General features: G+C 51.7%; 20 protein-coding genes and 1 pseudogene. 17 read left to right on the plus strand and 4 right to left on the minus strand.

The annotated features are described in order from the left end of the window. The first annotated feature begins 16 nt into the window (after positions 1–16). The 11 genes from ISF27_RS06265 to ISF27_RS06315 all read left to right on the plus strand — a co-directional run bounded on the left by ISF27_RS06265 (position 17) and on the right by ISF27_RS06315 (position 11,239). Positions 17–1,705, plus strand: a complete 1,689-nt coding sequence (locus ISF27_RS06265) for a GspE/PulE family protein (protein ID WP_194610232.1) — start codon at positions 17–19, stop codon at positions 1,703–1,705. Positions 1,706–1,799: 94 nt separating this feature from the next. Then, positions 1,800–2,864, plus strand: a complete 1,065-nt coding sequence (locus tag ISF27_RS06270) for a type IV pilus twitching motility protein PilT (protein ID WP_207727402.1) — start codon at positions 1,800–1,802, stop codon at positions 2,862–2,864. Positions 2,865–2,900: 36 nt separating this feature from the next. Next, the gene (locus ISF27_RS06275; RefSeq protein WP_194610234.1) at positions 2,901–4,109 is read left to right on the plus strand and encodes a type II secretion system F family protein; all 1,209 of its coding nucleotides are present in this window, start codon (positions 2,901–2,903) and stop codon (positions 4,107–4,109) included. Positions 4,110–4,377: 268 nt separating this feature from the next. After that, positions 4,378–4,845: a type IV pilin protein gene (locus ISF27_RS06280; protein WP_194610236.1), complete on the plus strand. Its 468-nt coding sequence runs from the start codon at positions 4,378–4,380 to the stop codon at positions 4,843–4,845. Between the two features lie 132 nt (positions 4,846–4,977). Then, the gene (locus tag ISF27_RS06285; protein WP_207727403.1) at positions 4,978–5,520 is read left to right on the plus strand and encodes a type IV pilin protein; all 543 of its coding nucleotides are present in this window, start codon (positions 4,978–4,980) and stop codon (positions 5,518–5,520) included. Positions 5,521–5,723: 203 nt separating this feature from the next. After that, positions 5,724–5,870, plus strand: coding sequence for a type IV pilin protein (locus ISF27_RS06290; protein ID WP_194610238.1), 147 nt, complete (start codon positions 5,724–5,726; stop codon positions 5,868–5,870). Positions 5,871–5,962: 92 nt separating this feature from the next. Beyond that, the gene (locus ISF27_RS06295) at positions 5,963–6,598 is read left to right on the plus strand and encodes a type II secretion system protein (protein WP_194610240.1); all 636 of its coding nucleotides are present in this window, start codon (positions 5,963–5,965) and stop codon (positions 6,596–6,598) included. A gap of 89 nt (positions 6,599–6,687) precedes the next feature. Further along, positions 6,688–8,919 carry an IS1634 family transposase gene (locus ISF27_RS06300; protein WP_194610061.1) on the plus strand — a complete coding sequence of 744 codons (2,232 nt, stop codon included), beginning with the start codon at positions 6,688–6,690 and terminating at the stop codon, positions 8,917–8,919. Between the two features lie 118 nt (positions 8,920–9,037). Beyond that, positions 9,038–9,436 (plus strand): hypothetical protein, encoded by a 399-nt coding sequence (locus ISF27_RS06305; protein WP_194610242.1) that lies wholly within the window; start codon positions 9,038–9,040, stop codon positions 9,434–9,436. Positions 9,437–9,897: 461 nt separating this feature from the next. Beyond that, positions 9,898–10,209: a hypothetical protein gene (locus ISF27_RS06310; protein ID WP_194610244.1), complete on the plus strand. Its 312-nt coding sequence runs from the start codon at positions 9,898–9,900 to the stop codon at positions 10,207–10,209. Between the two features lie 136 nt (positions 10,210–10,345). After that, positions 10,346–11,239 (plus strand): type IV pilin protein, encoded by an 894-nt coding sequence (locus ISF27_RS06315; RefSeq protein ID WP_194610246.1) that lies wholly within the window; start codon positions 10,346–10,348, stop codon positions 11,237–11,239. A 233-nt stretch (positions 11,240–11,472) separates the two neighbouring features. Here ISF27_RS06315 and ISF27_RS13285 read toward each other — a convergent pair whose 3' ends face one another. The 4 genes and pseudogenes from ISF27_RS13285 to ISF27_RS06330 all read right to left on the minus strand — a co-directional run bounded on the left by ISF27_RS13285 (position 11,473) and on the right by ISF27_RS06330 (position 13,645). After that, positions 11,473–11,967: a transposase gene (locus ISF27_RS13285; protein WP_407926059.1), complete on the minus strand. Its 495-nt coding sequence runs from the start codon at positions 11,965–11,967 to the stop codon at positions 11,473–11,475. Beyond that, a pseudogene (locus ISF27_RS13290) lies at positions 11,859–12,164 on the minus strand (transposase); the annotation flags it as partial. The gene ISF27_RS13285 and the pseudogene ISF27_RS13290, both read right to left, overlap by 109 nt. Before the next feature lie 37 nt (positions 12,165–12,201). Then, complete coding sequence (locus ISF27_RS13295) at positions 12,202–12,339, minus strand: hypothetical protein (RefSeq protein WP_235986054.1); 138 nt, start codon at positions 12,337–12,339, stop codon at positions 12,202–12,204. Between the two features lie 352 nt (positions 12,340–12,691). After that, positions 12,692–13,645 carry an Abi family protein gene (locus ISF27_RS06330; protein ID WP_194610248.1) on the minus strand — a complete coding sequence of 318 codons (954 nt, stop codon included), beginning with the start codon at positions 13,643–13,645 and terminating at the stop codon, positions 12,692–12,694. Positions 13,646–14,242: 597 nt separating this feature from the next. On the opposite strand from ISF27_RS06330, the gene ISF27_RS06335 reads away from it, so the two are divergent. The 6 genes from ISF27_RS06335 to ISF27_RS06360 all read left to right on the plus strand — a co-directional run bounded on the left by ISF27_RS06335 (position 14,243) and on the right by ISF27_RS06360 (position 24,087). Then, positions 14,243–15,616 carry a sensor domain-containing diguanylate cyclase gene (locus ISF27_RS06335; protein WP_194610250.1) on the plus strand — a complete coding sequence of 458 codons (1,374 nt, stop codon included), beginning with the start codon at positions 14,243–14,245 and terminating at the stop codon, positions 15,614–15,616. 33 nt (positions 15,617–15,649) lie between these two features. After that, a complete protein-coding gene (locus tag ISF27_RS06340) occupies positions 15,650–16,885 on the plus strand; it encodes a GGDEF domain-containing protein (RefSeq protein ID WP_194610252.1) in 1,236 nt (411 codons plus the stop codon). A gap of 140 nt (positions 16,886–17,025) precedes the next feature. Beyond that, entirely contained in the window at positions 17,026–19,542 is a 2,517-nt protein-coding gene (locus ISF27_RS06345; RefSeq protein WP_194610254.1) for a putative bifunctional diguanylate cyclase/phosphodiesterase, read from the plus strand. Then, entirely contained in the window at positions 19,500–20,450 is a 951-nt protein-coding gene (locus ISF27_RS13515; protein WP_194610256.1) for a sensor domain-containing diguanylate cyclase, read from the plus strand. Before ISF27_RS06345 ends, ISF27_RS13515 begins: the two co-directional genes overlap by 43 nt. Before the next feature lie 32 nt (positions 20,451–20,482). Further along, positions 20,483–21,595, plus strand: a complete 1,113-nt coding sequence (locus ISF27_RS06355) for a GGDEF domain-containing protein (protein WP_194610258.1) — start codon at positions 20,483–20,485, stop codon at positions 21,593–21,595. A gap of 35 nt (positions 21,596–21,630) precedes the next feature. Continuing rightward, complete coding sequence (locus ISF27_RS06360) at positions 21,631–24,087, plus strand: GGDEF domain-containing phosphodiesterase (RefSeq protein ID WP_194610260.1); 2,457 nt, start codon at positions 21,631–21,633, stop codon at positions 24,085–24,087. The last annotated feature ends 50 nt before the right edge of the window (positions 24,088–24,137 follow it).

Genomic DNA, 24,137 nt, shown 5'->3' on the forward strand with positions numbered 1-24,137 from the left:
ACGATCGGAGGAAGCGATGAGGCAGAAACGTCTGGGGGATATTCTGATTGCCTCCGGCGCCATCACCCAGCAGGAGCTGGATGAAGCGCTGAAGCACAAAAAGCCGGGAGAGCGGATCGGCGAAACCCTGATCAGCCAGGGATACATCACGCAGCAGGATGTCATCAATTCCCTGCAGCAGCAGCTCGGCATTGACTATATCGACCTGACGAAGACGCAGATTGATGCGTCGATGTCCAGGTACATCCCGAAGCAGCTCGCCCAGGACAATGCCATTGTCCCGGTCCGCGTGTCCGGCGGCAATCTCTTTCTCGCGATGGCGGATCCGCTGAATTTTATGGCTCTTGAGCAGGCGAAAACCACGTCCAAGCTCAGCATTATCCCCATGATCGCCAAAAAAGAGGCGGTCGAGCACGCGATCAATGTGCTGTACGGGAATGTGTCCGCCACGGAGGCCATGGCACAGATGCGCGCCGAGGCCGGGTTCACCGCCGATGAGGTCGATGCGGCGGAACCGGGGGGAAATGAGGCTGTCGAGGGGCCGACCATCCGGCTGGTTAATTCCATTTTCAACCGCGCTCTGGATGAGAACAGCTCTGATATCCATATCGAGCCGGTAGGGGATCACATGGACATCCGCATGCGCATCGACGGGCGCCTGCACAAGACGCTGGAGATTCCGAAGGATCTGATCGATCCGGTGATCTCGCGGATCAAGGTGATGGCCCGGATGAACATTGTGGAAAGGCGGATCCCGCAGGACGGGCGCATCGACTATAAGGATCGGGACGGTTCGCCGGTCAATATGCGTGTGAACACGCTGCCGACCATCTACGGGGAGAAAATCGTTGTCCGCATCCTCGGGCGCAACCAACGGATGCTGACGCGTGAGGGCATTGGCCTGGTATTTGACGAGGACAACGAGAAACTTAACCGGCTTCTCGCCAATACGAGCGGCGTCATCATGCTTGTCGGCCCCACCGGTTCCGGCAAAACCTCAACCATGTTCACGCTCCTCCAGGAGCTGATCAATGAACAGATCAATGTCGTCACGCTGGAGGATCCGGTGGAGTACAACATCCCGGGCGCGACGCAGGTGCAGATCAATGAGAAGGTCGGGCTGACCTTCGCGAGCGGCCTGCGCGCGATTCTCCGCCAGGACCCCGATATTATCTGCGTCGGGGAAATCCGTGACGGGGAGACCGCCGAGATTGCGATGCGCGCGGCGATCACCGGGCACCTTGTCTTCACAACCATCCACACGGAGGACGCAGTCTCTGCGATCGACCGCCTGAAAGACATGGGCGTCGAGCCGTACCTGATTTCCGCCGGACTTCGCGGGATTATTTCCCAGCGGCTGCTCCGGCGGGTTTGCGGACACTGCCGGACGGAATATACCCCGGATGCGCGGTTACTCGCCTTGCCGGGGATCAATGCCTATCCCGGGCGGAAGTATTACCACGGCGCCGGCTGCGACCAGTGCTTCCACACGGGCTACCGCGGGCGGATCGGCGTGTTTGAGATTCTGCTCATGAATGACGAGCTGCGCCGCTGCATCACCGGGAATGTGGACAAGCAGACATTCCGTGAGGCCGCGCAGAGGACCGCGCGGTACACCACGATGCTCCAGCACGCGGATCAGCTCGCGGAGAAGGGGATCACCACCGTCGAGGAAATCTGCCGGACAATCATGGTGACGGATTAGAAGGCTGTGGCGGGGAACACAGAAGCCGGGGCGGGGAAGCCGCGGGAACAAAAGTGCACAGGCAGGGGCCTGCGCAGAAGCGGAGGTACATAGGATGACAGAGATCAGCTTGGAGGATCTGGTCGCCCTGGCGGCCGGGAAGGGCGCCTCGGATATCCACTTGATTTACGGCCTTCCTCCCAAATGCCGGGTCAATGGCGAACTCACCGACCTCGCGCCGGGGATTCTCGGCGACGATGCATGCAGAAGCCTTGCCGGGCAGGCCGCGGGCGGACGCCTGGAGGAGCTGGACCACATCGGGGAGATCGATCTTGCCCGGACCATCAGCGGGGCGAGGTGCAGGATCAACCTGTTTCACCAGCAGGGGCACCTCAGCATGGCGCTCCGGATCCTCAGCGATCACATCCCGGATCTCGAGGAGCTCGGCGTCCCGCCGGCCGTCCTGGAATTTCCCGGATACCGGAAGGGCATCATCCTGGTGACCGGCGAGACCGGATCGGGCAAATCGACGACGCTTGCCGCGATTCTTGACCGGATCAACCACACCAGGCGCGGGCACATCATCACGATGGAAGACCCGGTCGAGTATATCTACAAGCCGGACAAATGCATTGTCAACCAGCGGGAGATCGGGACGGACACGAGGGATTACGCCTCCGCGATGCGGGCAGTCCTCCGGGAGGACCCGGATATTATCCTGATCGGGGAAATGCGTGATCCGGAAACGATGCTCACCGCGATGACGGCGGCGGAGACTGGCCACCTGGTGTTTGCCACCCTGCATACCAGCTCGGCGGTTGATTCGGTCGACCGAATTGTCAGCTCCTTTGACGCGAATCGCCGGGATCAGATTCGCATGGAGCTCTCGATGACGCTCAGGGCGGTTCTCTCGCAGCAGCTCCTGCCGCGGGCGGACCGGAAGGGAAGGGCGCTTGCCTGCGAGTGCATGATCAGCACCGCGGCTATTCGCAACCTCATCCGCGAGGGCAAGACCCCGCAGATGTCCTCTATCATGCTGGCAAATGCGAGCGAGGGCAGTATCACGATGGACAACTGCCTTGCCCGCCTTGTCCGTGAGGGGACGGTCACGAGAGAGACCGCGCTGGAAGCGGCGAATGACCAGGAATTTCTCAAAAAGAGGCTTTCCACATACGGGTGAGGCAGCTGCTTTCACCGGAAAAGACCAAGATCGCTTATGAAGACATATTTGTACAGAGCACAATCGACAGACGGTTCTGTGGCCAATGGCATTGTCAATGCGGCTGATGAATATCAAGCCGCCGTGCAGGTCCGCCAGCAGTACCCGATCATTCTTTCGATCAAGGAGCAGAAGGAGAAGAACGGCATCCTTTCCCGGGAGATCAGGACGAACCGCATCGATATCAAGAGCCTGGCTGTCGCCTGCGCGCAGGTCGCCATCACGCTGCGCTCCGGCATACCGCTTGCGCGGTGCATGGAACTCATCGGGAATCAGACGGAGAATAAGACCGTCCGCAGGATTTTCCAGAAAACGGCGGAAGATGTCTCCGCGGGAAATGGCCTTGCCGACAGCTTTGAGCGTAACGGGCCGAAGCTGCCCGTCACGTTCATTGAGACCGTCCGCGCCGGTGAGGAGACCGGCAACATCGAGCAGTCCTTCCAATCGATGGCGGATTACTATGACAAGCTGAACAGGACACGCCAGAAAGTGCGGCAGGCACTGATTTACCCGGTATTCGTCCTCACGGTGGCGGTGATCGTCCTCATCATCGTCATGGTGTTCGTCATTCCCTCCTTGGCAAATGCATTTGCCGATCTCGGCGGCCGGCTTCCTCTCCTCACAAACCTGCTCATCGCGATGTCGAAATTCACTTCCCGTTGGTGGGCGCTCATCGCGCTCGTCATCGTCGCTGCCATTCTGGCCTGGAGATTCTATGTCCGGACGCCGAAGGGGCGGGAAGTGCAGGGCGTCGCACAGCTGAAAATGCCCATCTGGGGCAATATCCGCAGGATGAACGGCGCGGCGCATTTTGCCAGCACGATGTCGATGCTGATCCGCGCCGGCATCACGGTCGACCACGCCGTGGAGATCACCGGGAAGACGCTGGACAACTACATCATGCAGTCCCAGATCGCGAAAGTCCCGGAGCGCCTGGAGGAAGGGCATTCCCTGGGCGACAGCCTGAAAGACTGCGACAGCTTTCCGCAGACCCTGCGGGAAATGTGCGCGATTGGCGAGGAATCCGGCGACCTCGACCAGACCCTCAAGGTCATCGGCGATTTCTATGAGAACGAGACAGACAACGCGACCAAGCAGGCGCTCGCGAAGCTCGACCCGATCATCCTGGCTGCGCTCGCGGTCTTCACGGGATTCATTGTCATCTCCATCTATCTGCCGATGTTCACGATCTACAACTATATGTAGGGCCAGGGCAGGATATGGAAAAGCCGATATTTGTGGAAAACTGCTCAGCGCCACAAAGCCGGAAAGGTTTTAAAAAAGACTGCGAGAGGTCTTTTCCAAGCCTTCCCGGCTTATAATGAATATATACAGAAACGTAACAAAATGCGATCAATTTTCTCTTTACATTCTGTCAATCGGGGACTAAGATAGGTCACTGGAAAGGAAACTATTCCAAGGAACCTTCCCGGTTTCCCGGGAGGACAGTGTTGTAAAGGGAGTGAACAATTTTATGAAGAATCTTCTGAACAGAAAATTAAGAAATAAGAAGGGCTTTACCCTGGCAGAGCTGCTGATCGTTGTGGCGATCATTGGTGTTCTGGTGGCGATCAGCATTCCGATCTTCACATCGCAGCTGGAGAAGAGCCGTGATGCGGTTACGCTGTCCAATATCAGAGCGGCGTATGCCGAGGCACAGACTGCAGAACTTACTCAGTCAAGCGATACGACAAATGGTGTCACGTACACGCCAGACGCTTCTAAGGGAACAGCTACGGTTGAGGTAAAGGGTGTTGTTTCCAAGGGAACTCAAGAGGGTTTGAATAACCTTGATCAGCTTCCGTTCGGCAACCTTGTGAGTGGCAAAGACAAATGGGAAGCTAAGGGGAGTCTCGGTGGTACTGCACAGTCATGGAAACTTACGTTCAGTTATGACGAAAATGGAAAAATTACAAGCGTGACGGCTGTCGAAGACAAATAAATTTGCCTAGAAATTTCTAATGGCCCTCTGGAGTGCATCCGGAGGGTCTTGTTTTAAAGCAGGTTTTCATTGTTCTGTGTGTACGATAGCTGGGTTACTCGGAATGATGTCGTATATCATTAAAGGGCGGTCATGATGAAAAAGAATAAGAAAGGTTTCACCCTCGCAGAGCTCCTGATCGTTGTTGCCATTATCGGCGTGCTTGTCGCGATCAGCATTCCGATCTTCAGCAGGCAGCTGGAGAAATCAAGGGATGCCGTATCTATCGCGAGCATCCGCTCCGCTTATGCTGTCGCCATGTCGGATATGCTGACCTATAACGGATATCAGGGAGAAAATGGCTCAGGAACAGGACAAAACAACTATATCCATGAGGAAAATGGCACAAGAATATATGTCAATCATGCTGGATCGAAATACTATGTTTCTGCGGTATGGGTCAAGGTAAATGTAAAAAGCAAGAAGGCCAATGACTGGAGCGGGCTTGCGGATAATCTGCCCTTTACTCTTACGGATACGAACAAAAACCCGGCAACAGTGGCTTCTACGCATCCGCACGGAGACATGGGAAAAGATTTTTCCGAAAATAAGGATACTTATGTCGCGTTCTATTTCGATTCAAAGGGAACGGGAAATTTGCAGTATGCTTATATCTTCCAGAACGGGAAATCATAAAAGATCGGTATTTGCCCAGTACCAGTCTGTTTTCCGGGCAGATGCAAATCCAGACAGAGAACGCAGTCAGCTTAAAACGGGGATGGTTTGCGATATGCCGGGAATGTTCGCAAGATGGCTTGCCAGCGGCTTCTTTGTGAGTATTCCCGGTATATATTGAACAGCTCCGGTGATCAGTAATTCGGAAAGACGGCGATGACACGATGAGAAACAAAGACGGCTTCACGCTTGCGGAGCTCCTGATCGTGGTCGCCATTATCGGGGTACTCGCAGCCATCAGCATTCCGATCTTCAGCAGCCAGATGAAAAAAGCGAGAGTGGCAGTCAACCAGGCAGATCCAGGCGAATGACAACTACCGAAATAAAGCAACAGACCCATATTAATTTCACAAAATAGACAGCGCGGAACTGGCCAGCGGCGAATGGAAAGGGGTGACACCGGATGAAGAAAAAACAGAATAGGAACGGCTTCACCCTGGCAGAACTCCTGATCGTGGTCGCCATCATCGGAGTTCTTGTCGCCATCAGCATTCCGATTTTCAGCTCTCAGCTTGAGAAAGCAAGAGAAGCTACGGATGCGGCGAATATCCGGTCACAGTACGCGCAGGTGATGGCAGAGGCGATTACCGATGACGGTGATGTCAATGGCTGGAAAATGTTCGGCGCGGTCGAGCTCAAGCAGCAGAAGGATAAATGGCAGAGCACCGGGCTTGGAAAGAATCTGGAAAGCGTATATAACCGGGTAGAAGGAAAAGATCCCAAAGCAGGCGGAACCGCGTGGGTTGAGTACAAGGATGATCAGGTCATCCTGCACTATGAAGCGGGAAATGGCTCAGGAAGCGGAAATGCTGGGGGTGGAAGTACTGGTGGAAGTGTCGGTGGCAGTACTGGCGGTAGCAGTGCCGGAGGAAGCACCGGAGGTGGAAACACTGGTGGCGAAAGCGGCTCTGGTCCTTTAGCAAATCCAGATGATATAAACACGACTACAAAGCTTCCTAATGCTTTTAATCTCTATTTCCCGGGTAACTTGATAACTCTCGGGAATATTTCTGCACAATATTTTCAAAAAAGTGCCTAAAGCACGGTGTTTCTTGGCTACTACTATTGCGAAGCCGGGCAAAATATCGTACAATAAGTTATCATAAACAATAACTTGAGGACGAATAAATGCCTAGCATTTCTTATCGCAATAACTCATCCGGCACACTTGTTGCTGTATGGCCAGGCTCTACGATTCAGACGGATCAGGGCCCCAGGAAGCAGGGGCAGAAGTACCTCGGAAAGGTGATCGACAAGGACCGCCTTATCTTCTGGAAACGGGATGAAGGTTACTTCCATTTCAATCCGGATGATCAGAGCATCACTGCACTTGAGGCAAAGGATGTCCCGAACGCGGAACAGAACCCTGACGGAGCGCGAAAAGAGCGGCATGTGCTTGTGGACTTCGGCGACTCCTACTTCCTGAAAACACTGATCGATTCGATCGGCTATAACGAAGTCCTTGACTCTCTCAAATATGTGAATCGGGACACTCTGTACGCCCTCCTTTTCTATTACATCCTTGAGGGAAAGGCGAACGTGAATGCCGACAGGTGGTATCGACAGAACTATGCATCGTACCTGTTCCCGAAGGCCAACATTTACAGCCAGCGGATCAGTGATATGCTGGCAAAGCTCGGCGACGACAGCCAGCGCAGGGACTTCCTTCTTGCGCATATCAAGTATCTGCTGAATTCAACGGATCAGGAGGTTTCTATCCTGATCGACAGCACCGGAATGCCAAACAAGTGTGATCTCCCGGTCACCCGTGTCAGCAACCATGAGGGCGATATCAATATCGAGTTCCGGATGATTGCCCTTGTTCAGCGGTCTACCGGACTGCCGATCTTCTATGAGATCATCCCGGGCAACATCGTGGATGTTTCCACGACACAGCGCATCATTGAGCTGGCGAAACAGTATCACTGCGATGTTTCTTATGCCATTGGTGATGCAGGATACTGCTGTCCCTCTACCATGGAGAAACTTGTTCTCTCTGGCATTGACTTCATGACCCGACTGAATCCCACCTATGATCTGTACAAGCAGATCCTGGATGAGCATGCCGCGGAGCTTAAAGATGACACAAATGCGATTCGGTACAGGGACCGCATTCTCTATATCGTCAAGGTCGAGACGAAGATCGCCGTCGATCAGGAAACTGGGAAGGACGTCACAGGGTTTGTTTATCTCTGCAGAGACCGCGACAGCAGCTCCTTCAAGTACACACGGCTGATGAAGACGAAGTCTGCCAGGAAGATGACCTGTGACCAGATCCTCGAGATTTCTGAGCAGCTTGGTGTTTTTGCCATCGTCACTACAAGAGACCTTCCTGTAGAGGAGGTCCTTCCGGAATACTATGTCCGCCAGGATATCGAGCAGTACTTTGACTTTGGCAAGAACTATGCAAAGTTCCTTCCGGTACGGCAGCACAACATGGAGACCCTGAAAGGACACATGCTGATTGCGTTCATTGCCACGTTTCTTGTCATCGTTATCAAGAATCGGCTCGGCATGGTGGACAGCAGGTATGTGGAGGTATCCCCGGCACTCGCCAAGGCTCTGGATGAACCTTCCGAGGATGCCATGACCGACAAAAGCGGGAAGAGCTTTCTTGAACAGATCCCAGTTGGGCAGGTTTTCAGGGAATCTCCCTCCAGCCTGTTTCTGGAACTGCGTGGTCAGAAGGCGGAGGTCTTCGACGAAGTCATTCTCCCGGAGATTCCGATCCGACAGGCCAGAGATTTCTACGATGCCTTCCGGATTGCCAGCCCTTTCAAGATCAATCGGAAGGACAATGCGCTCACCTATGTCTTCAAAGAGGGTGAGAAAAACAAACTCACAAGGAAGTACGCATTTGCACGCAAAGCTTATCTCTCGGATGATGAAATCGAGAAAAAGCGCAAGGCAAACGAGCTGATTCGCGTGAGAAAAGCGGCGGATAAGGCAGGGCTCAGGATTGCTGAGGATGATGCCAGTGGAAAATCCGTTGCTTCTTTCGACACGAATAGCAGCGATCCGTTGACAGTACCAGAAGCCGGCGTCTCAGGTGAAAAGCCAACAGATGTCATCACAGATGGCAATGGTGCAATACCTGCTCCGGACAAAGGAAAGCAGGATGCAACTTCTGTACCGCGGACAGCCGACTCTTCAGACGGAATAACGAAAAAGAGAGGCCGGGGCAGACCGCCTGGATCCAAGAACAAGAAGACCCTCGAGCGAGAGGCAGCCGAGGCAGCTGCAGGTATCGTACACGTCAAGAGAAAGCCAGGCAGGCCACCGGAATCCAAGAACAAGAAGACACTTGAGCGTGAGGCCAGGGAAGCAGATCTTTCCGGGACAAAGCGAGACGGGGCCTGAGCAACAAGCGAAGTTATCATTGAGTTCCAAAAACAGGAGCCGATTACCATGGATCCGTAATATTTAGCCCATTATTTTCCGCGGGCGAAGTTCCAAAAAGCCCGCGGTTGATGGAAAGTTGAAAAGTGTAAAGTTATCAACATACCCGGGAATTAGAGTTAATTCCTCGATAAATGAATGGAATAAGGAAATAGAAAATAAAAGCAATTACGACATTGTTCCTGGAAAAGTCTATTCCTATAATGGAAATATTTATTTTGGAACTCAAAATAAAAATATAGACAATTATTGGATTACGATTGGTAATCCGGATAAATTTACTAGCTGGAGTGCTATGGCTAAATATACTGGTACTATTAGAGAGTTGTCATACTTCACCAGTTGGGATAAAGCTGTTTCAGCCGGTGATTTGTGTAAGGTTGGTAAGGATTATTATGTTTTCAAAGATGGGGGAAATACATCATCTGGGCCAGAAAAGGAGCCTGGGCGATGGCAGAAGATTTACCTGAATGAATAAGATGATAATAAAGTTCACAGCCTGCATCATTTTTTCGTCCTCATCAGATTATATTTACACAAGGACGGTCAGATAACAATTACGAATGCGTGAAAAGAGGGCGGTACAGACGTGATGCTGTATCGCCCTCTGGCTGTTATTCTGATTCGAACTGATCGTGAAGCTCTTTAATTTCGTTTCGATAATTTCTGATCATTCGATCTGAGACCTTGAGCATGCTTGCTACCATTTGAGTTGACTGATACATATGGCAAACCAAATGCATCAAATAAGCCTCATGGAGATTTGGGAGAAGGCTTTAACAAGTATAAGACTACCTATGTAGAATTTTTATTTGATTCAAAGAAAACAGGAGACTTACAATACGTTTATATATATCAAGGGTAGAAAGAGGTAAACTAGCACATATTGATGACTTACTTTGCATTATATATTTTTGGAGGGAAAGCTAGAGGATCATCATGAATTTAGAAGACTTCACAGATAAAGAACAGAAACAAATCAACGCCGGCCTCTCTACCGCCAAAATCACCGACAAAGAGGCTGCTGACAAGATCCTTGCTCTCGTCCCACAGGAGTGGATCAAGAAGATCCCCTTCTTCGTGAGAAAGCACGCAACGACGAAAACCATCGATCGGATCGCCAATCAGTATCCTGAGCTGTATGCAGTTGCAAAGAACCCGGGAGAACTGCCGGAAAAAGAGCGTGAAGAGCTTAGAACGATCATCACGGATATCTTCAAAGAGAAGATGAACAAGCACAATATCAAATAACGGATGCCGTATCACAATACTGAATGAGCGGTTCAGAGACTTTCACTGTACCAATGACATCGATGAGACCCGGAATAAACGGACAATCCAGCCCGCTTGTTTCGGGTTTTTCAGCAATCATAGGAGGTGTGATCTCATGTGGACAAAGAACAAAAAAGGCTTCACACTAGCGGAACTTTTGATCGTAGTTGCCATAATCGGAGTACTTGTCGCGATATCCATTCCAATTTTCAGCAGTCAGCTAGAGAAATCACGATTTGCAGTAGACCAGTCAAATGTCAGAAATGCGAAGGCCACTGCGGCAGCGGAATATTTGAGCACGGGAGCCAGTGGAGAAGTAGAGTATTATTATGACGCATCCAGCGGCAAGGTTACGTCGGATTTTGCAGCAGCGAAGCAGATACCTGGCTACGGCAAATCTACGATGAAGGAAGAAGGCGTAGAAGGCACTGGTAAAAGTAATGGGATGGCAGGCATTGTTATGGTTACCATTGATACCGCGGGGATAGGAGAGGTGCGCTGGACAAAGAATGATATTGAATACGTTCGGGACGATGCTAAATCCTATCTGTCCGAAGATGGTAAGAGCCTGATCTTTAAACCGACGGGTCTGAAAATATTGTCTTTTAAGGATTCACAGACACCGCTGCAGCAGTTATCAGAAGAGGAAAAAAGTAAGGTAATCACCATTTCTTTTGAAGCAAACAATGAATATCCTGATGACCTCAGTCGAAACGGGCAGGGGAGAGGTATGAATTTTGAGAATCAGTTCAATGGATATTCCAATGTGACGAGACTTGATTTATCCGGCATCAGTCTTTCAAGAATCAAATTAGAAGACTGGAAAGCTTTACCCAGCTTGAATACCATTGTTCTTCCTACAGCGACAATTAAAGATCCCTTCAATATTCCTGGAAATTGGTACTGTGTGGATGGTGGAGAAAAGGTATACCTTCCGAAGAATAAAGACGGTTCAAGAGTGAATAAGAATACTAGTGGATTGGAAGGAAAAACTATCCATAAAGATTGAAGTTGAGTGATGATACATGATGAAGAAGAAAAACAAGAATAAAGGCTTCACACTTGCGGAAAGTCAAGTCCAAATTTGTGTGTAAATTGATTTTCTCTTAGGTGCCTGTGGCGCCGGAGGATGCCTTGCATCCCTTGGCTGTCCACAAGCTCTCTTGAAGGAGGCGTCAAGGGTGTGCGGTCAGCGCAACCTCGAAGAGGTTCCCTTGACGGCGCCTGAAAGCGTGCTATGTCTCAGGCTGCCCGGAGTTTTTGTTGTTTCTCTGCCAGTGGCCTGGGGTGAGTAACCGTGCTGGATTTGATCAGCGCTGCATATGCCGCCGGGCTGAATATAGCCCTCCTGGCATTTAGTACATCGTTCCTTTCCAACAAAACAGAATCCATCAGCCGCAGCAGCGAGCTTTCATTTGGAAAGATCCCGATGACAGAAGAACGGCGTTTCAGCTCTTTGTTTAACTGCTCTATGTGGTTCGACGTCCTGAAATGTTTCCGGAGGTATTTCGGAAGTGTCATAACAGTCCTGGCCCTTTCGAACCCTTCATCCAGGCACATCATGGCAGATTCAGCGACATCCTTGTAATCGGCGATGATCGCATCCCGCTTCTTCCGAGCGGCATCTATCATTTCGCAGTTCCACATTTCCTGAAGCTCTGCCCGGATCCCCGCCTGATATTTCTTAGGCGCTTTTTCCGAGATAACTTCGGAAAATGAAACTGGCAGCGCTGCCACGGATCATTCGGGAACACCTTGCGGGTCGCTACACCGCTGACAACCATCTCCGCCATGCTGGTGATCAGAGCGGCTTCACTCCGGGAATAGTTCTCGAAGACAAGAGTCTTGAACGGGACATTGCGATGCCTGGGTACCGTTAATGTGATCCGCCCTATCCGGGTCTTAAGTTCACGCTCCCGTGTGCCGTTGCGGCTGTCTGTGCGCTCTTCTGACCGCTCATATGGCTCTGCTTTAAGCTGGGCAGTGGATTCCTGCCATCAGTATGCTGTTAAGGCTGCTCCGGAGCAGCTCGCGGAACGCCTGATCATGATCTTTTGAAAGAAGCTGTAGAATTTCCTCCTGATTCAATGTAATATTGAGTTGAGCCATTTGTTCATCCTCCTCGGTATTATGTTGATTGTGGAGATTTTCATTATACCTAAGAGATGAGCTCTTGGCTCTTTTATTTTTTTAATTTACACCATTATAAGGGCATTACCGGTTACGCTTTCTGGAATTGCCAGAAGGTATGGAACCAGCGTATCTGCCATCCAGAAGCTGAACGCCTCCTTGATCAAAAATGTAAACCTGATCCGGGTGGGGTGGAAGATCCGGGTGAGATAAAAAGAACCTGTGGGCACCTAACAAGATGCCTACAGGTAATTTTAAGCAGAAAAATAGAGCCCGATCTCTCGATAAGGCCCTTGCAAAAGCATTGCTACTTTTTTCTTGTATCTACAGTTTAGGCGATTGGAAACCAGTTGTCAATGACTAATTGCAAAAAATCAAAGGTTGATGAAATCAGTGAATTGCCAACATAGTATTTTGGATGTCTGAGCATACGATTTCCAAATACATGGAGCTTTTGAGCTGCTTTGCTGTGTACGCCTTTACTTGTCACAATCTTATTATGCATAAAGAGAATGGAAATTAAACCCTGAATGCGTTCATTGCTCATTTGATTTGCACGGATGTTACGGTTCAAGCCATGAATATGAGAGAGCTTTTGCGTTATAAGGAAGCTTGTGCCATATCGAGAGGTGTTTCTATGCAGATCATTTATAATACAGTCGCTATGAGCACAAGCATTGCGAATATTCTTGCACTGCAAGAGTATAAATAGATTTTTTTGCATGTCTTTCGATTTAAATCGATGGGCACAGAAACGATAGAAATATAGCATGGTTCCAAGTGGTATGAGCTCGAGAAAAACCCAAACAGGAAGATTGGAGATGTATTTCTTGTAAATATCACCGGTGTAAATACTGTTTCGGTTTTGTTCTAATTCTCTTTGCAGATGTTTTTTATGCTCAGCATCAAGAGAGTTTATATAGTCAATTACGATCTGATAGCCGTCTTCATTATGATTTTCGATTTCTCGAAGCAGTTCCAGCTTGGTGAAATGCTCAATATCAAGCGATAATTGGAGAAAGGTGTATCGAAGCTCCATATCGATTATTGCGAGATCCTGAAGGTAGCCAAAGTCAAGATTGACGTATTTATCAATTGGATTCTGGTTTGCGTCAAGCTGTTTGTTGTAGTTCTTCCGATATGAAGCTACACGAAAATAGTTATTGTTATTTCTCATATAATCGGCAGCATCATTCGGCGAGACAATATGAAAAGTGATGCCCTTTTGCTGCATATGAGCAACGAGCTCTTGAGCGGATTTAATAGGTTTTACGATTGTGCCCATGAAAATTCGATTCCTCTATTGTTCTTTGGCAAGCGAATGGCAGGTATTTATAATTGATTGTACATAATTTCCTTAATAAGATCAATGAACTGATAGAGTCCATATAATGGTGTAAATTCAATAATTCAAAAGAGCCAAGAGCTCATCTCTTAGGTATAATGAAAATCTCCACAATCAACATAATACCGAGGAGGATGAACAAATGGCTCAGCTCAAGAGCTGGATGGAGATACCTTGACATAGGACCACTTTTTTACTATGCGCGACAGTTGTATGGTTTAAAGAAAAGTATTTTATTTTGCGCAGAGGTTGTTATAATGATATCTGCAAATAAGGAAAAGCAAGACATACTTTGGTAAAATTATGTTCACAGGCGGAAGTGCTTGTCACCATCAGCCCTGCCGCTTTTATCATATCCGTGTAAGATGCGCTGTCTGCCTCTCTGCGGGAGGAAAGTACGATACGGCCTGTTTCCCCGCGGTGTGAACAGAATGCCGAATGGCACAGGGAACAGCACAGAGAATCGCACAAAGATAGCATAGAGAATTATATAGAAAGGACTGGAGGATACCTGATATCCGAAAATACAAGATAAACATGACATCAGAGAAGATACAGAATGATGATCCCACAAAACTCAGACTATTGGACGATATCCCGGTGCCATACGCGGTGTTCCGGGCACTTTTTGATTCTTCCCGTCACCGGGTGGTGAATACGCGGTATCTATATGTGAATGATGCGTATTGCCGGATGGCAGGGCGTCAGAGGGAAGAATTGATTGACCGTGAGTTTCTGGAGCTATATCCTTCTCGTGATATCTGGTTTCCTTATTGCCAGCAGGCACTGGAAGAGAACAGGACGGTGCATGCATGTTTCTATTCGGAGGAAGCGAAGCACTGGTTGGATTTCACCGTAGGCCCTGCTTCCGGGAAGGATAACGTCGCATTCATCTTTACCAATGTCGATGAATCCGTTCTGAAAAGTCGGCGTGACAAGAATACCGACAATATCATCCTCCTGATTTCCAAGCTTCTGAATAATGAAGAAAATTATGAGGAAAGCATGAATCATGCCCTGGAGCAGCTCAGCGTCTTTATTCATCCGGACCGCCTGTATGTCCTGGAGACCGATGGCAAGACCGTCAGCAACACCTTTGAGTGGTGTGCGGAAGGCGTGACGCCGGAGATCCAGACTCTGCAGGATTTGAACTATAAGGAATATCTCGGCGGATGGGAGAAGTACCTGGAAAAGAGCCCAAGTGTCATCATTGCGGATATCGAGGAACTGAAGGATGATGACCTTGTGGATTACGAGAATCTGAAACGGCAGGGAATCCACCGGCTGGCTGCGGCGCCATTTTACGATAACGGGAAATTGATCGGGTATCTCGGGGCGGATAACTATGAGCAAAATGACCTTGTCAATACGCAGGCGGTTCTGACTTCGATCTCTTACTTCATTGGGGCGAAGATCGTCAATCACCGGCTGATGGAAGACCTCAACCGGCTGAGCAGGACGGATATTCTGACCGGTGTGTTCAACCGCAACGCGATGATCGGGAAGATCGCTGAGCTTGCGGGGCATCATATTCCGGTCGGCCTGATCTACGCGGATGTGAATAATCTGAAAAATACCAACGATACGGAAGGGCACGGAGCGGGAGATCAGGCCCTTCGGGACACTGCAGGAAAGCTGGTATTGCAGTTCGGGAAGGAGAATGTCTACCGGGCTGGTGGCGATGAGTTCGTGGTCATGATCCCGGAGATCGCGCAGGAAGCATTTGGCGCGGAGTACAAAGCATTTTTGGAGAAACTGGGAGGCCAAAAGCCGATGCAGTTTTCTTCCGGTGCGTACTGGTGTCCCGACAGCCGCGGAATCGAAGAAGCGCTGCGGGCTGCTGACCAGCAGATGTACGGGCAGAAGAGAAATTTCTATGAGAGAAGCGGGTTCGACCGAAGAAGAAACTGATGAGCTGAAGCGGGTTTGACCGGAGAAGGAACGATGAACAGGAAACGATTTGAGCGATGGAACTGCTATGGCCTTGAGCCGGCGCAGTACCGCTCGTGCGGGGAACAGATTGCGGCGGCGAATTGGAAATCCGCCCGGGAGATTAACCGCATCCTGATGGTCATGATGGGCATCTATGCCTTGCTAGCCATGTTCAGGGCGCTGCCCAGCGTCTTTGCCCTTTTTTATATGATTTCCCTGGGGTATACGGTGCTTGTGGAACTCCTGCTTCGGATCCTGCGCCGGGGGAAGGTGGAAAATGCCCGGGTGGCAGATATCGCCATCGGCCTTGCCTGTGCCGGGCTGATGCTGTTCGGGATTTTCGCCTCCATTGCGGATCCGCGCCAGGTGGCGACCGCGTTTCTTGTCATGCAGACGCTCTCCGCGCTGTTCCTCGGCTATCCGTTCAGGCGCATCGTGCTGTTTGAGCTTGTTTTTATGCTGGTCTTTGTCCTCAGTTCATTTCTGGCAAAAAAGCACGCGGAGGCTGCCAGCGATACGCTCAATGCGCTATCCTTCTTCCTGGTGGCGGTTTTTATCGCCTACAGTTACCACAGGGAGAGGGTCCGCCACTATCTGGTCAGCAATCATGACCACCTGATGGCGCATGTGGACAGCCTGACGGGGCTTCTGAATCACCAGTATTTCTTCGAGGAGGCTGAGCGGATCCTGAAATATGACAGGCAGGGGGAGTTTGTCTTTGCCATGTTTGACATCGACCACTTCAAGGAGATCAATGACCGCATGGGCCATCAGGTGGGGGATTACTGCATCCGCGCAGTCGCGGTGAATATGCTGTGGACCCTTTTTCGCACTTCGCCGGAATCCTGTGAAGACCTTCTCGAGGCTATATTTCCGCAGGGGAAGCAGGCGCAGATCGATAATCCGGGCGCGATCTATAAAGATTTCTACGGCTGGGGAAATGACCGGTTCGAGAAGGCCATGGCCGCCGCGGGGCGGATCGGCGGGGACGAGTTTGCGGTTCTTGCCGGCGGGCAGGATCCCATGGACAGGGTGCGGAAGATCCAGGATGCCATCCGCACCATCAGGCTTCCTGACGGCAGTGCCATCACCTGCTCGGTGGGGTGCGTGCGGGTGAATGGGTGCCGGAGTTCTCAAATTGTCTTTAAGGACGCGGACGACGCCCTGTATGAGGCAAAAGAGAAGGGGAGAGACCGGATTTGCACGGTAACTGAGGAAGACGGCCGGCCTGCTCAACCATATCGATGATCTGATATACCGGGAGAAAAAAACACATCATGCCATGCGCAGCGGAAGCTGGCGCTGGCGCCACTGAATAAATAAATTAGTGCAAAACATCCCATTTTTTCATTATGGGGGGGGGTGGAGATCCAGGAGGGTCTGAAAAGATGAATGCATATGAGCTTTCCGCTGAAACCAGGGCTTTTCTTGAGAATATCCCGATTCCGCTTGCTGTCTACCAGTATATTGGCGACCAGATCATGCCTCTTGCGGTTTCCAAGGCCTATCTTGAGCTCTTCGGGTACGGCATCTGCCAGGAAGCGGTATATGTCCTGGAGAATGACCTGTACAGGAATGTCCATCCCGACGACATTGCCAGGATGGAGCAGTATTCTTACCGCTTTGCCACCCATGATCAAGGGAATTACGATATTGTGTTTCGGAACAAGAGGGAAGACCAGCCGGAATACCACCTGATCCACGGGACGGGCAGGCACATCACGGTGGGCGGGGTAAGGCTGGGCTTCATTACCTATGCCGACGAGACGGAGAGCGCGGGCAGCGACCAGGTCGTCAAGGCTATGCTGACCTCGCTGTCCGGGAAAGATAGTTCCTCGGAGAGTTTGGAATTCGCGAAGCATTATGACAGGCTGACCGGCCTGCAGAACACGGAGCGCTTTCTTCATTCCGCGATGGCAGGGATTGAGAAGATCTGGAAAAACGGCCAGATTCCTGTGGTCATGTACTTTGACCTGAGCGGGCTGAAAAAATATAACAGCAGGTATGGGCTTCATGCCGGGGACAGGCAGATCTGCGCCCTCGCGGAGCTGATCAAAATGCATTTTGGCCGGGAGTGCGTCTCCCGGTTTGAGAGTGACCATTTTGTCGCCTATGCGGAAAATCGTCAGATTGAATCCAGGCTGCGCGCGATTTTTTCCCAGATGAGAGAATTCGGTGACGGCGATAATCTGGCTGTGAAGACGGGAATTTTCCGCTTTGAGAACGATGGCACAAGGCTGACCGACGCCTGTAGCAGGGCAAGGCTCGCATGTGATTCGATTTCTCAGACGGAGAAATCTGCGATCGCCTGGTTTGACCATACGATCCAGGAGAATACTTCCCGGAAGTTCCATATTATGCGGAATTTTGAGAAGGCACTGGAAAATGGTTGGATACAGGTCTATTACCAGCCGATTATCCGTTCTATGACGAAGATGATCTGCGGCTGCGAGGCGCTCGCGAGGTGGAAAGACCCCGAGTACGGCATGATTTCCCCGGGACAGTTTATCCCGGTGCTCGAGGAGACCGGCCAGATCTGCCGCCTGGATCTTTTTATCTTCGAGCAGGTGTGCAGGGACTATGTCCGGATACAGGGGAGTGGGGACAGCCCGGTTCCGGTATCGGTGAACCTGTCGCGGAAGGACTTTCAGCGGGATGACCTGCCGGATGCCCTGGACAGGATCTCCCGGAAGTATGGGGTGCCGAGAGAATATACCTGCCTGGAGATCACGGAGAGCGCCTTTGTCAAAAATATCGACAAGGTTGATCCGCTGATCCGGCGGTTCCATCAGATGGGATACCAGGTATGGATGGATGATTTCGGCTCCGGGTATTCTTCCCTGGGCGTTTTGAAGAGGTATTCTTTTGATGAGCTGAAACTCGACATGTCCTTTCTCCGGGATTTTGACGAGAGGTCGAAGAAGATCATTACATCCATCGTGAGGATGGCGAAGCAGCTGAATATTTCCACCCTGGCCGAGGGCGTGGAGACGGAAGAACAGTATCTGTTCTTGCGGGACATCGGCTGTGAGAAGATCCAGGGCTTTTATTTCGCGTCCCCGATGCCTGTCGGGGAGATGCCCCGGCGGATGAAGCTCGTGGGGCTTGCCGTTGAACCGGCCAGGTGGAGAGCCTATTACACGAAGCTGAGCCGCATCGATTATCTGACGGACCAGCCGCTCTGCGTTGTGGATGATGATGGTGAACGGATGACGCTCCTCTTCGCCAACCGGACTTACCGGGAGAACCTGGCGAAGGACAATGTGCGCGACCTGAAAGCGTGGGAGAACAAGATCAACACGCCGGGCAGCCCGATCCACATTTTCCACCGGCAGTTTGCCGACCAGCAGCTGAGAAAACTGGACGGCCCGAAGACGGCAGCGTATCCCTCCGGCGACCACTTTATGCAGCTCACGGGCTCCGTGGCGGCCGCACAGGATAACCGTTATCTTTATACCGTCCATATCCGGTATATCAAAATCAACGGGGAGAATTTCCAGCAGACCAGGCTGGAAACGATGAGTGATCTCTATTACCTGTGCCATGATATCGCGATCTATGACCTGGAAAATGACACGGTGATGGGTGTAAAATCTTCCCTCTCCAGCCAGCCGATGGGCGTGGGGGTAGAACAGAAGGGCAGCTCGTCGGTGATCAATGCCTGGAAGGAAAAGTACTGCTATCTGCCGGACAGGGGGCGGTATGAGGAATTGATGGATCTCTCCACGCTGAGATCCCGCCTGATGAGCAGTAAAAACGGGATCCTCACGGGGCTGTTCCGGAGCATTACCGCCGACGGGGAATACCGCTGGTTTCTCCATATCCTTGCGCCGATACAGAGGTCCGATTTCCGGAGGGTTTTGTGTGTCACGCTCGATGCGGGCTCGATGAATCCGGCATTATAAAGATTGCTGCCTCGCTCAACGGCGTCATCTGCGGACCGAGGAGTGGGGAAATAACGGAAGAGGTCCTTTGGAAAAACCTCATCCAGAATGCCAAACGCATGTATTTCTGGAAGGATGTCCACCGGAGATTCGTCGGCGCCAGCGCGAGCTTTCTCACCTATTTCGGCCTTCATTCGGTGAAGGAGCTCATCGGGAAAACGGACGAGGACATGGGGTGGCATATCAACCCCGCGCCATTTAAGGAGGACGAACAGGAAGTCCTGCGCTCCGGCAAGAAGCTGTACCTGAGAAAGGGGAACTGCATTATCCACGGGATGAACCGGGACATTATCGCCAGCAAGATCCCGGTCTACCGCGACGGCAGGGTCATCGGGCTTCTCGGCAGCGTGATTGACGCGGAGGTATGCCAGAAGTTCTTTGCGGAGGAAAAAAAGCTCACCTATATTGATCCGGTTACCTGCTTGGCCAATGCCCGGGGAATTTCGGACGGGATGTATTCCTATCTCATCGAGCGCTGGCGCACCGGGAGAAATTTCGCGATGATCGAAGTCTATGTCCCGGAATATCGGGAAATTGTGCAGCTTTACGGGGACAGCTCGGGGGACTGCCTGCTGCGGGAAATCGGGAAAATCCTCCGGGACTTCGGCGGGACAGGCTGCGTGATCGGAAGAGTTGAGGGCGCCTTTTTTTGCCTGCTGATGAACTATGGCGGGAAGGAAGAAGTGAGAGAACTTGCCCGGAAGATCCGGGCATCGGTAGAGAAGCTGCGGAAAGCCGGCCAGTGGAGCGGGAACTGCAGCGCCAGGATCACGGCAACTTACGCGGATCATGCCAGCAGGGACAGAAGCGCGTATATCCGCGGCCTGACAGACATGATCCTGAGCAGCAGGGATAATGAGGAGCTCTGAAGCCGGGAGTGCTCGGATAGGAGGAAAGGACAATGGATGCGCTGCCAATGATTTATTCTGATCTCATCAGTGTAGTGATTGTGCTTTATGTCTGGGTCAGAATGGTTATCGAACCGTCGCTGGAACGCCGGGCAGTCCGCCTGTTCCGGGACGCCGGCATCCTGCTGATCCTGGCGATTATCGTCGACCATATCTGGGAGTACTGCTATGAGTATTCGGATTTTTCAGCCGGCTCCCTGAACCGGCTGCGCGTGCTTGCAAGCATCGAATTCCTGAGTGTTCCGGCAACGCTGTTCCGCCTGATGTGGTATAACCGGAAAAGTTGGGATATCTGGGATTATGCTGCCGCGGGCGCGGACATTTGCCTGTTTATCCTGGGGATCCTGAACTGCTGGTATCCGATTTATTTCACCCTGGACGAGGAGGGCGCCCTGGTCAATGTGCCGGGCTCGGCGTGGGTTTATCTCGGCGCGCTGATCCTGTTCGGATTCGCCCTTATCCATGATTTTGTCACGGTCAGCAAGATGGACATGGAGAATGGGGTCATGATTGCCTTCGTCCTGCTCATCACGGCGCTGGGGACTGCAGATCTCTATTATTATGGGGATATCCTCTCCCTCTGGGAATCCTACGCGATCGTCTATCTGCTGTATTATTTTGCACTCGTGCGCCTCTTCGCGAAGACCGACCAGGTGACCGGGCTTCCGAACCGGAATGCCTTTGCCGTGGACTATTTCCACAAGAGGATAAGGCCGGTGCCTGTCCTCGTCTCTTTTGACCTGAACCACCTGAAAAATTTCAATGACTCCCAAGGGCATGATACCGGCGACCACTATCTGCGGTCGTTTGCACAGACAGCGCAGAAGCGGCTGCGCCCCTATGGGAGGCTGTACCGTATCGGGGGCGATGAATTCTGCCTGACCTCGTTCTCTGATCCGGATCAGCTGAGAGAGGCTCTGGGGGAACTGCAGCGTGCCGGAAAAGGCGATCCGGAGTTTGGCGATTTCCCGTTGGATTTTGCCTATGGGATGGCGGAGCGGATGCCCGGGGAGAGCAATGAGGATTTTCTCCGGCGCGCGGATGCGGAGATGTACGCGGACAAGCGCAGGGAGAAAAGTGTCTGTCCGGGCCGCGGGGAAGAATAGATCGCAGGAAGGTTTGTGCAGGAGTTTGAAGGATAATGGCTGAGTTGATCGGGACATTACATGAGTTTGTCAGAATTTTCACACGGAAGGGGCGGAACCTGTCGCTGAAGGATCCCCGGATTAAGGCGGATTTTTATTATATGAACCTGCCGTTCGGAATTGCCGTCGGGGTGATGATCTGCGGGATTTCCTTAATCGCCATGATCGGAACCTATGCCCCTTTTGCCGAGGGCTATGTTCTTGCGGAGATCAATGCCACCTGGATGTATATCCTGATTTTCTGCATAAATCTCGTGTTTTCCGCGCTCCTGTTCCGGGAACTGAAATATTCCCGGGATACCACGGGGAAACGGGCGAATTGGATCTTTAACTGGTTTATCAGTATCGATATGGTGCTGGCAAGTTTCACTTTCTACACGACGCAGGCAGGCAGCAGCTTTTTCTTTGAGTACATTCTGGTCACCATCGCCTGCCTCATCATCCCGAATGTGGAGGGCAATGCCTTCATTCGGTGTGTGGTGATCAATGTCTGCGCCATGATCGCTGTGCTCTGCTCTGCCAGGCACAAGATCGCCTGGCAGGATGTCGTGGATATTGTCGCGCTTTTTGCTGTCTGCGGGCTTGTCAACTGGGTGCGGTGGCTGAGCTTCCTTGAGGCAGAGGAGACAAAGTTTAAGGCGGAGAATAAACGGGATGAGTTCTACCGCGACAGCCGTACGGACGAGCTGACCGGCCTCCGGAACCGGGCCGGGCTTAGGGATGATTTCTCCGGTTTTCTGGGTATACAGGTGTGTGCAGCTCTGCTTGATCTCGATTCCTTTAAAATCTTTAATGATACCTATGGGCATGCTTACGGGGACGAGGTTCTCCGGCAGACCGGCAGAAAGATGCTGGAGGTTTTTGGAAAAAGAACCGACCGGTGCTACCGCTATGGCGGGGATGAGTTCCTGATCCTTTCCGCGACCGGGGACGTGACGGGATTTGCCCAGAAACTGGCAAGGCTCCATGGTCTTTTCGAACAGGAACAGAACGGGATAAAATCGCCCTGCAGCATCGGATTTGCCATGGGCAGGCCGGGCGCGCCCGAAGAGCTCCGCACGCTGATCCGGATTGCCGATAGTAACCTGTACAGCGTGAAGAACAAGAGTACCGGCAGTCTGAAGGGCAGTTTTACCCTTGCAAAGCTGAAAGATTTCTCCTTCTCCAGTACGGCTTCCGTCCTGGAAAGCCTTAGGCATGAGGAGGATGCCGTGGCGCTGTTCCAGAAAGAACACCTGGAAAATAAAGCCTGGGACATCGGCTACCTGGATATCTGCCAGTATGGGGATATTGTCGAGGAGTTTGGCAGCAGCGAGGGAAAGAAGATTCTCACGAGGGTCTGCAAGATCATCCTGCGGCATTTCCCGGATGCCCTCCTGATCAACCGCGAGAACGATCATTTTGTGCTGTATTCTGAGCTCTCCAAGGAGGAGTTCATCAGCCGCATCCGGCGCGTTCAGGAAGAGGCGGTTGGCCTGGAGGAGAGGCAGATGATCATCCTCGGGGCAGGCGTCTGCCGTCATGAGGCGTCGGAGCCGCCAATGGACTTTATCACCGGGATGTTTTACGCAAAGTATGCCTCAAACCAGGCATGGGATCTATCCTGGAGTGCCAGGTATCTCTGCGTCTACGACAGCCGGATGGCGGCACAGCTGAAAAATAAGCAATTTGTCCGCAACACGTTCTCCTCCGCGTTAAAGGAGGGGCATATTGTTCCGTACTATCAGCCGATCGTCGGGTCGCTGAGCGGGACGACCTGCGGCTACGAGGCGCTGAGCCGGTGGATCGACCCGGAACGGGGCGTGATTCCGCCTGCCGATTTTGTTCCGGTGCTTGAGCAAAGCGGGGAGATTTTCCGGATGGATCTCAGTATCCTGGAACAGGTGTGCCGGGATATCCGTGATCACCGGAATATGTTCCCGGAGAACATTTTTGTGAACGTCAATTTATCCCAGCGGGATTTCCAGTTTGGCAATATGGCGGAGGAGATCTTCAGAATTGTCTCAGCGTATGGAATTTCGAGCCGGCAGGTCCAGCTGGAGATCACCGAGTCCGCCTTCGCGGATTCGGAGATGCTCTCGGAGGCGCTGAGTAAACTGGAGAAAATGGGTTTCCAGATCTGGATGGACGATTTCGGTGTCGGCGAATCCTCTCTCTCCACCTTGCGCTATCATGAGATTGTTGGCGTGAAGCTGGATCAGTCGTTCTTTGCGGACATTGAAAACCGCCGGGCGCAGATTATCATCCGGAGCGTCATCGACCTCAGCCATGACGCACGCTGCAAGATGATCGCCGAGGGCATTGAGAACCGCGAACAGCTGAGATTTGCCCAGGAGCAGGGGATCAATTTCATTCAGGGATTCTATTTCAGCCGCCCGCTTCCGCTCGCAAAGCTGCTGGAGAGCTCCTTTGCCGGGAACCTTACGGATGATGGCATTGATCAGTACTTGTGAACTCTTCAACTGAGTTCCACTAAAAGTTCCATTTCAACTTTGGACTCTAA

Source organism: Clostridium vitabionis (genome assembly GCF_015351765.1).
GTDB lineage: Bacteria > Bacillota > Clostridia > Lachnospirales > Lachnospiraceae > Clostridium_R > Clostridium_R vitabionis.

What these genes read in the sequence shown, in the direction of transcription:
- ISF27_RS06265 (WP_194610232.1), top strand. Translation starts at nt 17, where the DNA reads ATGAGGCAGAAACGTCTGGGGGATATTCTGATTGCCTCCGGCGCCATC.
- ISF27_RS06270 (WP_207727402.1), top strand. Translation starts at nt 1,800, where the DNA reads ATGACAGAGATCAGCTTGGAGGATCTGGTCGCCCTGGCGGCCGGGAAG.
- ISF27_RS06275 (WP_194610234.1), top strand. Translation starts at nt 2,901, where the DNA reads ATGAAGACATATTTGTACAGAGCACAATCGACAGACGGTTCTGTGGCC.
- ISF27_RS06280 (WP_194610236.1), top strand. Translation starts at nt 4,378, where the DNA reads ATGAAGAATCTTCTGAACAGAAAATTAAGAAATAAGAAGGGCTTTACC.
- ISF27_RS06285 (WP_207727403.1), top strand. Translation starts at nt 4,978, where the DNA reads ATGATGAAAAAGAATAAGAAAGGTTTCACCCTCGCAGAGCTCCTGATC.
- ISF27_RS06290 (WP_194610238.1), top strand. Translation starts at nt 5,724, where the DNA reads ATGAGAAACAAAGACGGCTTCACGCTTGCGGAGCTCCTGATCGTGGTC.
- ISF27_RS06295 (WP_194610240.1), top strand. Translation starts at nt 5,963, where the DNA reads ATGAAGAAAAAACAGAATAGGAACGGCTTCACCCTGGCAGAACTCCTG.
- ISF27_RS06300 (WP_194610061.1), top strand. Translation starts at nt 6,688, where the DNA reads ATGCCTAGCATTTCTTATCGCAATAACTCATCCGGCACACTTGTTGCT.
- ISF27_RS06310 (WP_194610244.1), top strand. Translation starts at nt 9,898, where the DNA reads ATGAATTTAGAAGACTTCACAGATAAAGAACAGAAACAAATCAACGCC.
- ISF27_RS06315 (WP_194610246.1), top strand. Translation starts at nt 10,346, where the DNA reads ATGTGGACAAAGAACAAAAAAGGCTTCACACTAGCGGAACTTTTGATC.
- ISF27_RS13295 (WP_235986054.1), bottom strand. Translation starts at nt 12,339, where the DNA reads ATGGCTCAACTCAATATTACATTGAATCAGGAGGAAATTCTACAGCTT.
- ISF27_RS06330 (WP_194610248.1), bottom strand. Translation starts at nt 13,645, where the DNA reads ATGGGCACAATCGTAAAACCTATTAAATCCGCTCAAGAGCTCGTTGCT.
- ISF27_RS06335 (WP_194610250.1), top strand. Translation starts at nt 14,243, where the DNA reads ATGACATCAGAGAAGATACAGAATGATGATCCCACAAAACTCAGACTA.
- ISF27_RS06340 (WP_194610252.1), top strand. Translation starts at nt 15,650, where the DNA reads ATGAACAGGAAACGATTTGAGCGATGGAACTGCTATGGCCTTGAGCCG.
- ISF27_RS06345 (WP_194610254.1), top strand. Translation starts at nt 17,026, where the DNA reads ATGAATGCATATGAGCTTTCCGCTGAAACCAGGGCTTTTCTTGAGAAT.
- ISF27_RS06355 (WP_194610258.1), top strand. Translation starts at nt 20,483, where the DNA reads ATGGATGCGCTGCCAATGATTTATTCTGATCTCATCAGTGTAGTGATT.
- ISF27_RS06360 (WP_194610260.1), top strand. Translation starts at nt 21,631, where the DNA reads ATGGCTGAGTTGATCGGGACATTACATGAGTTTGTCAGAATTTTCACA.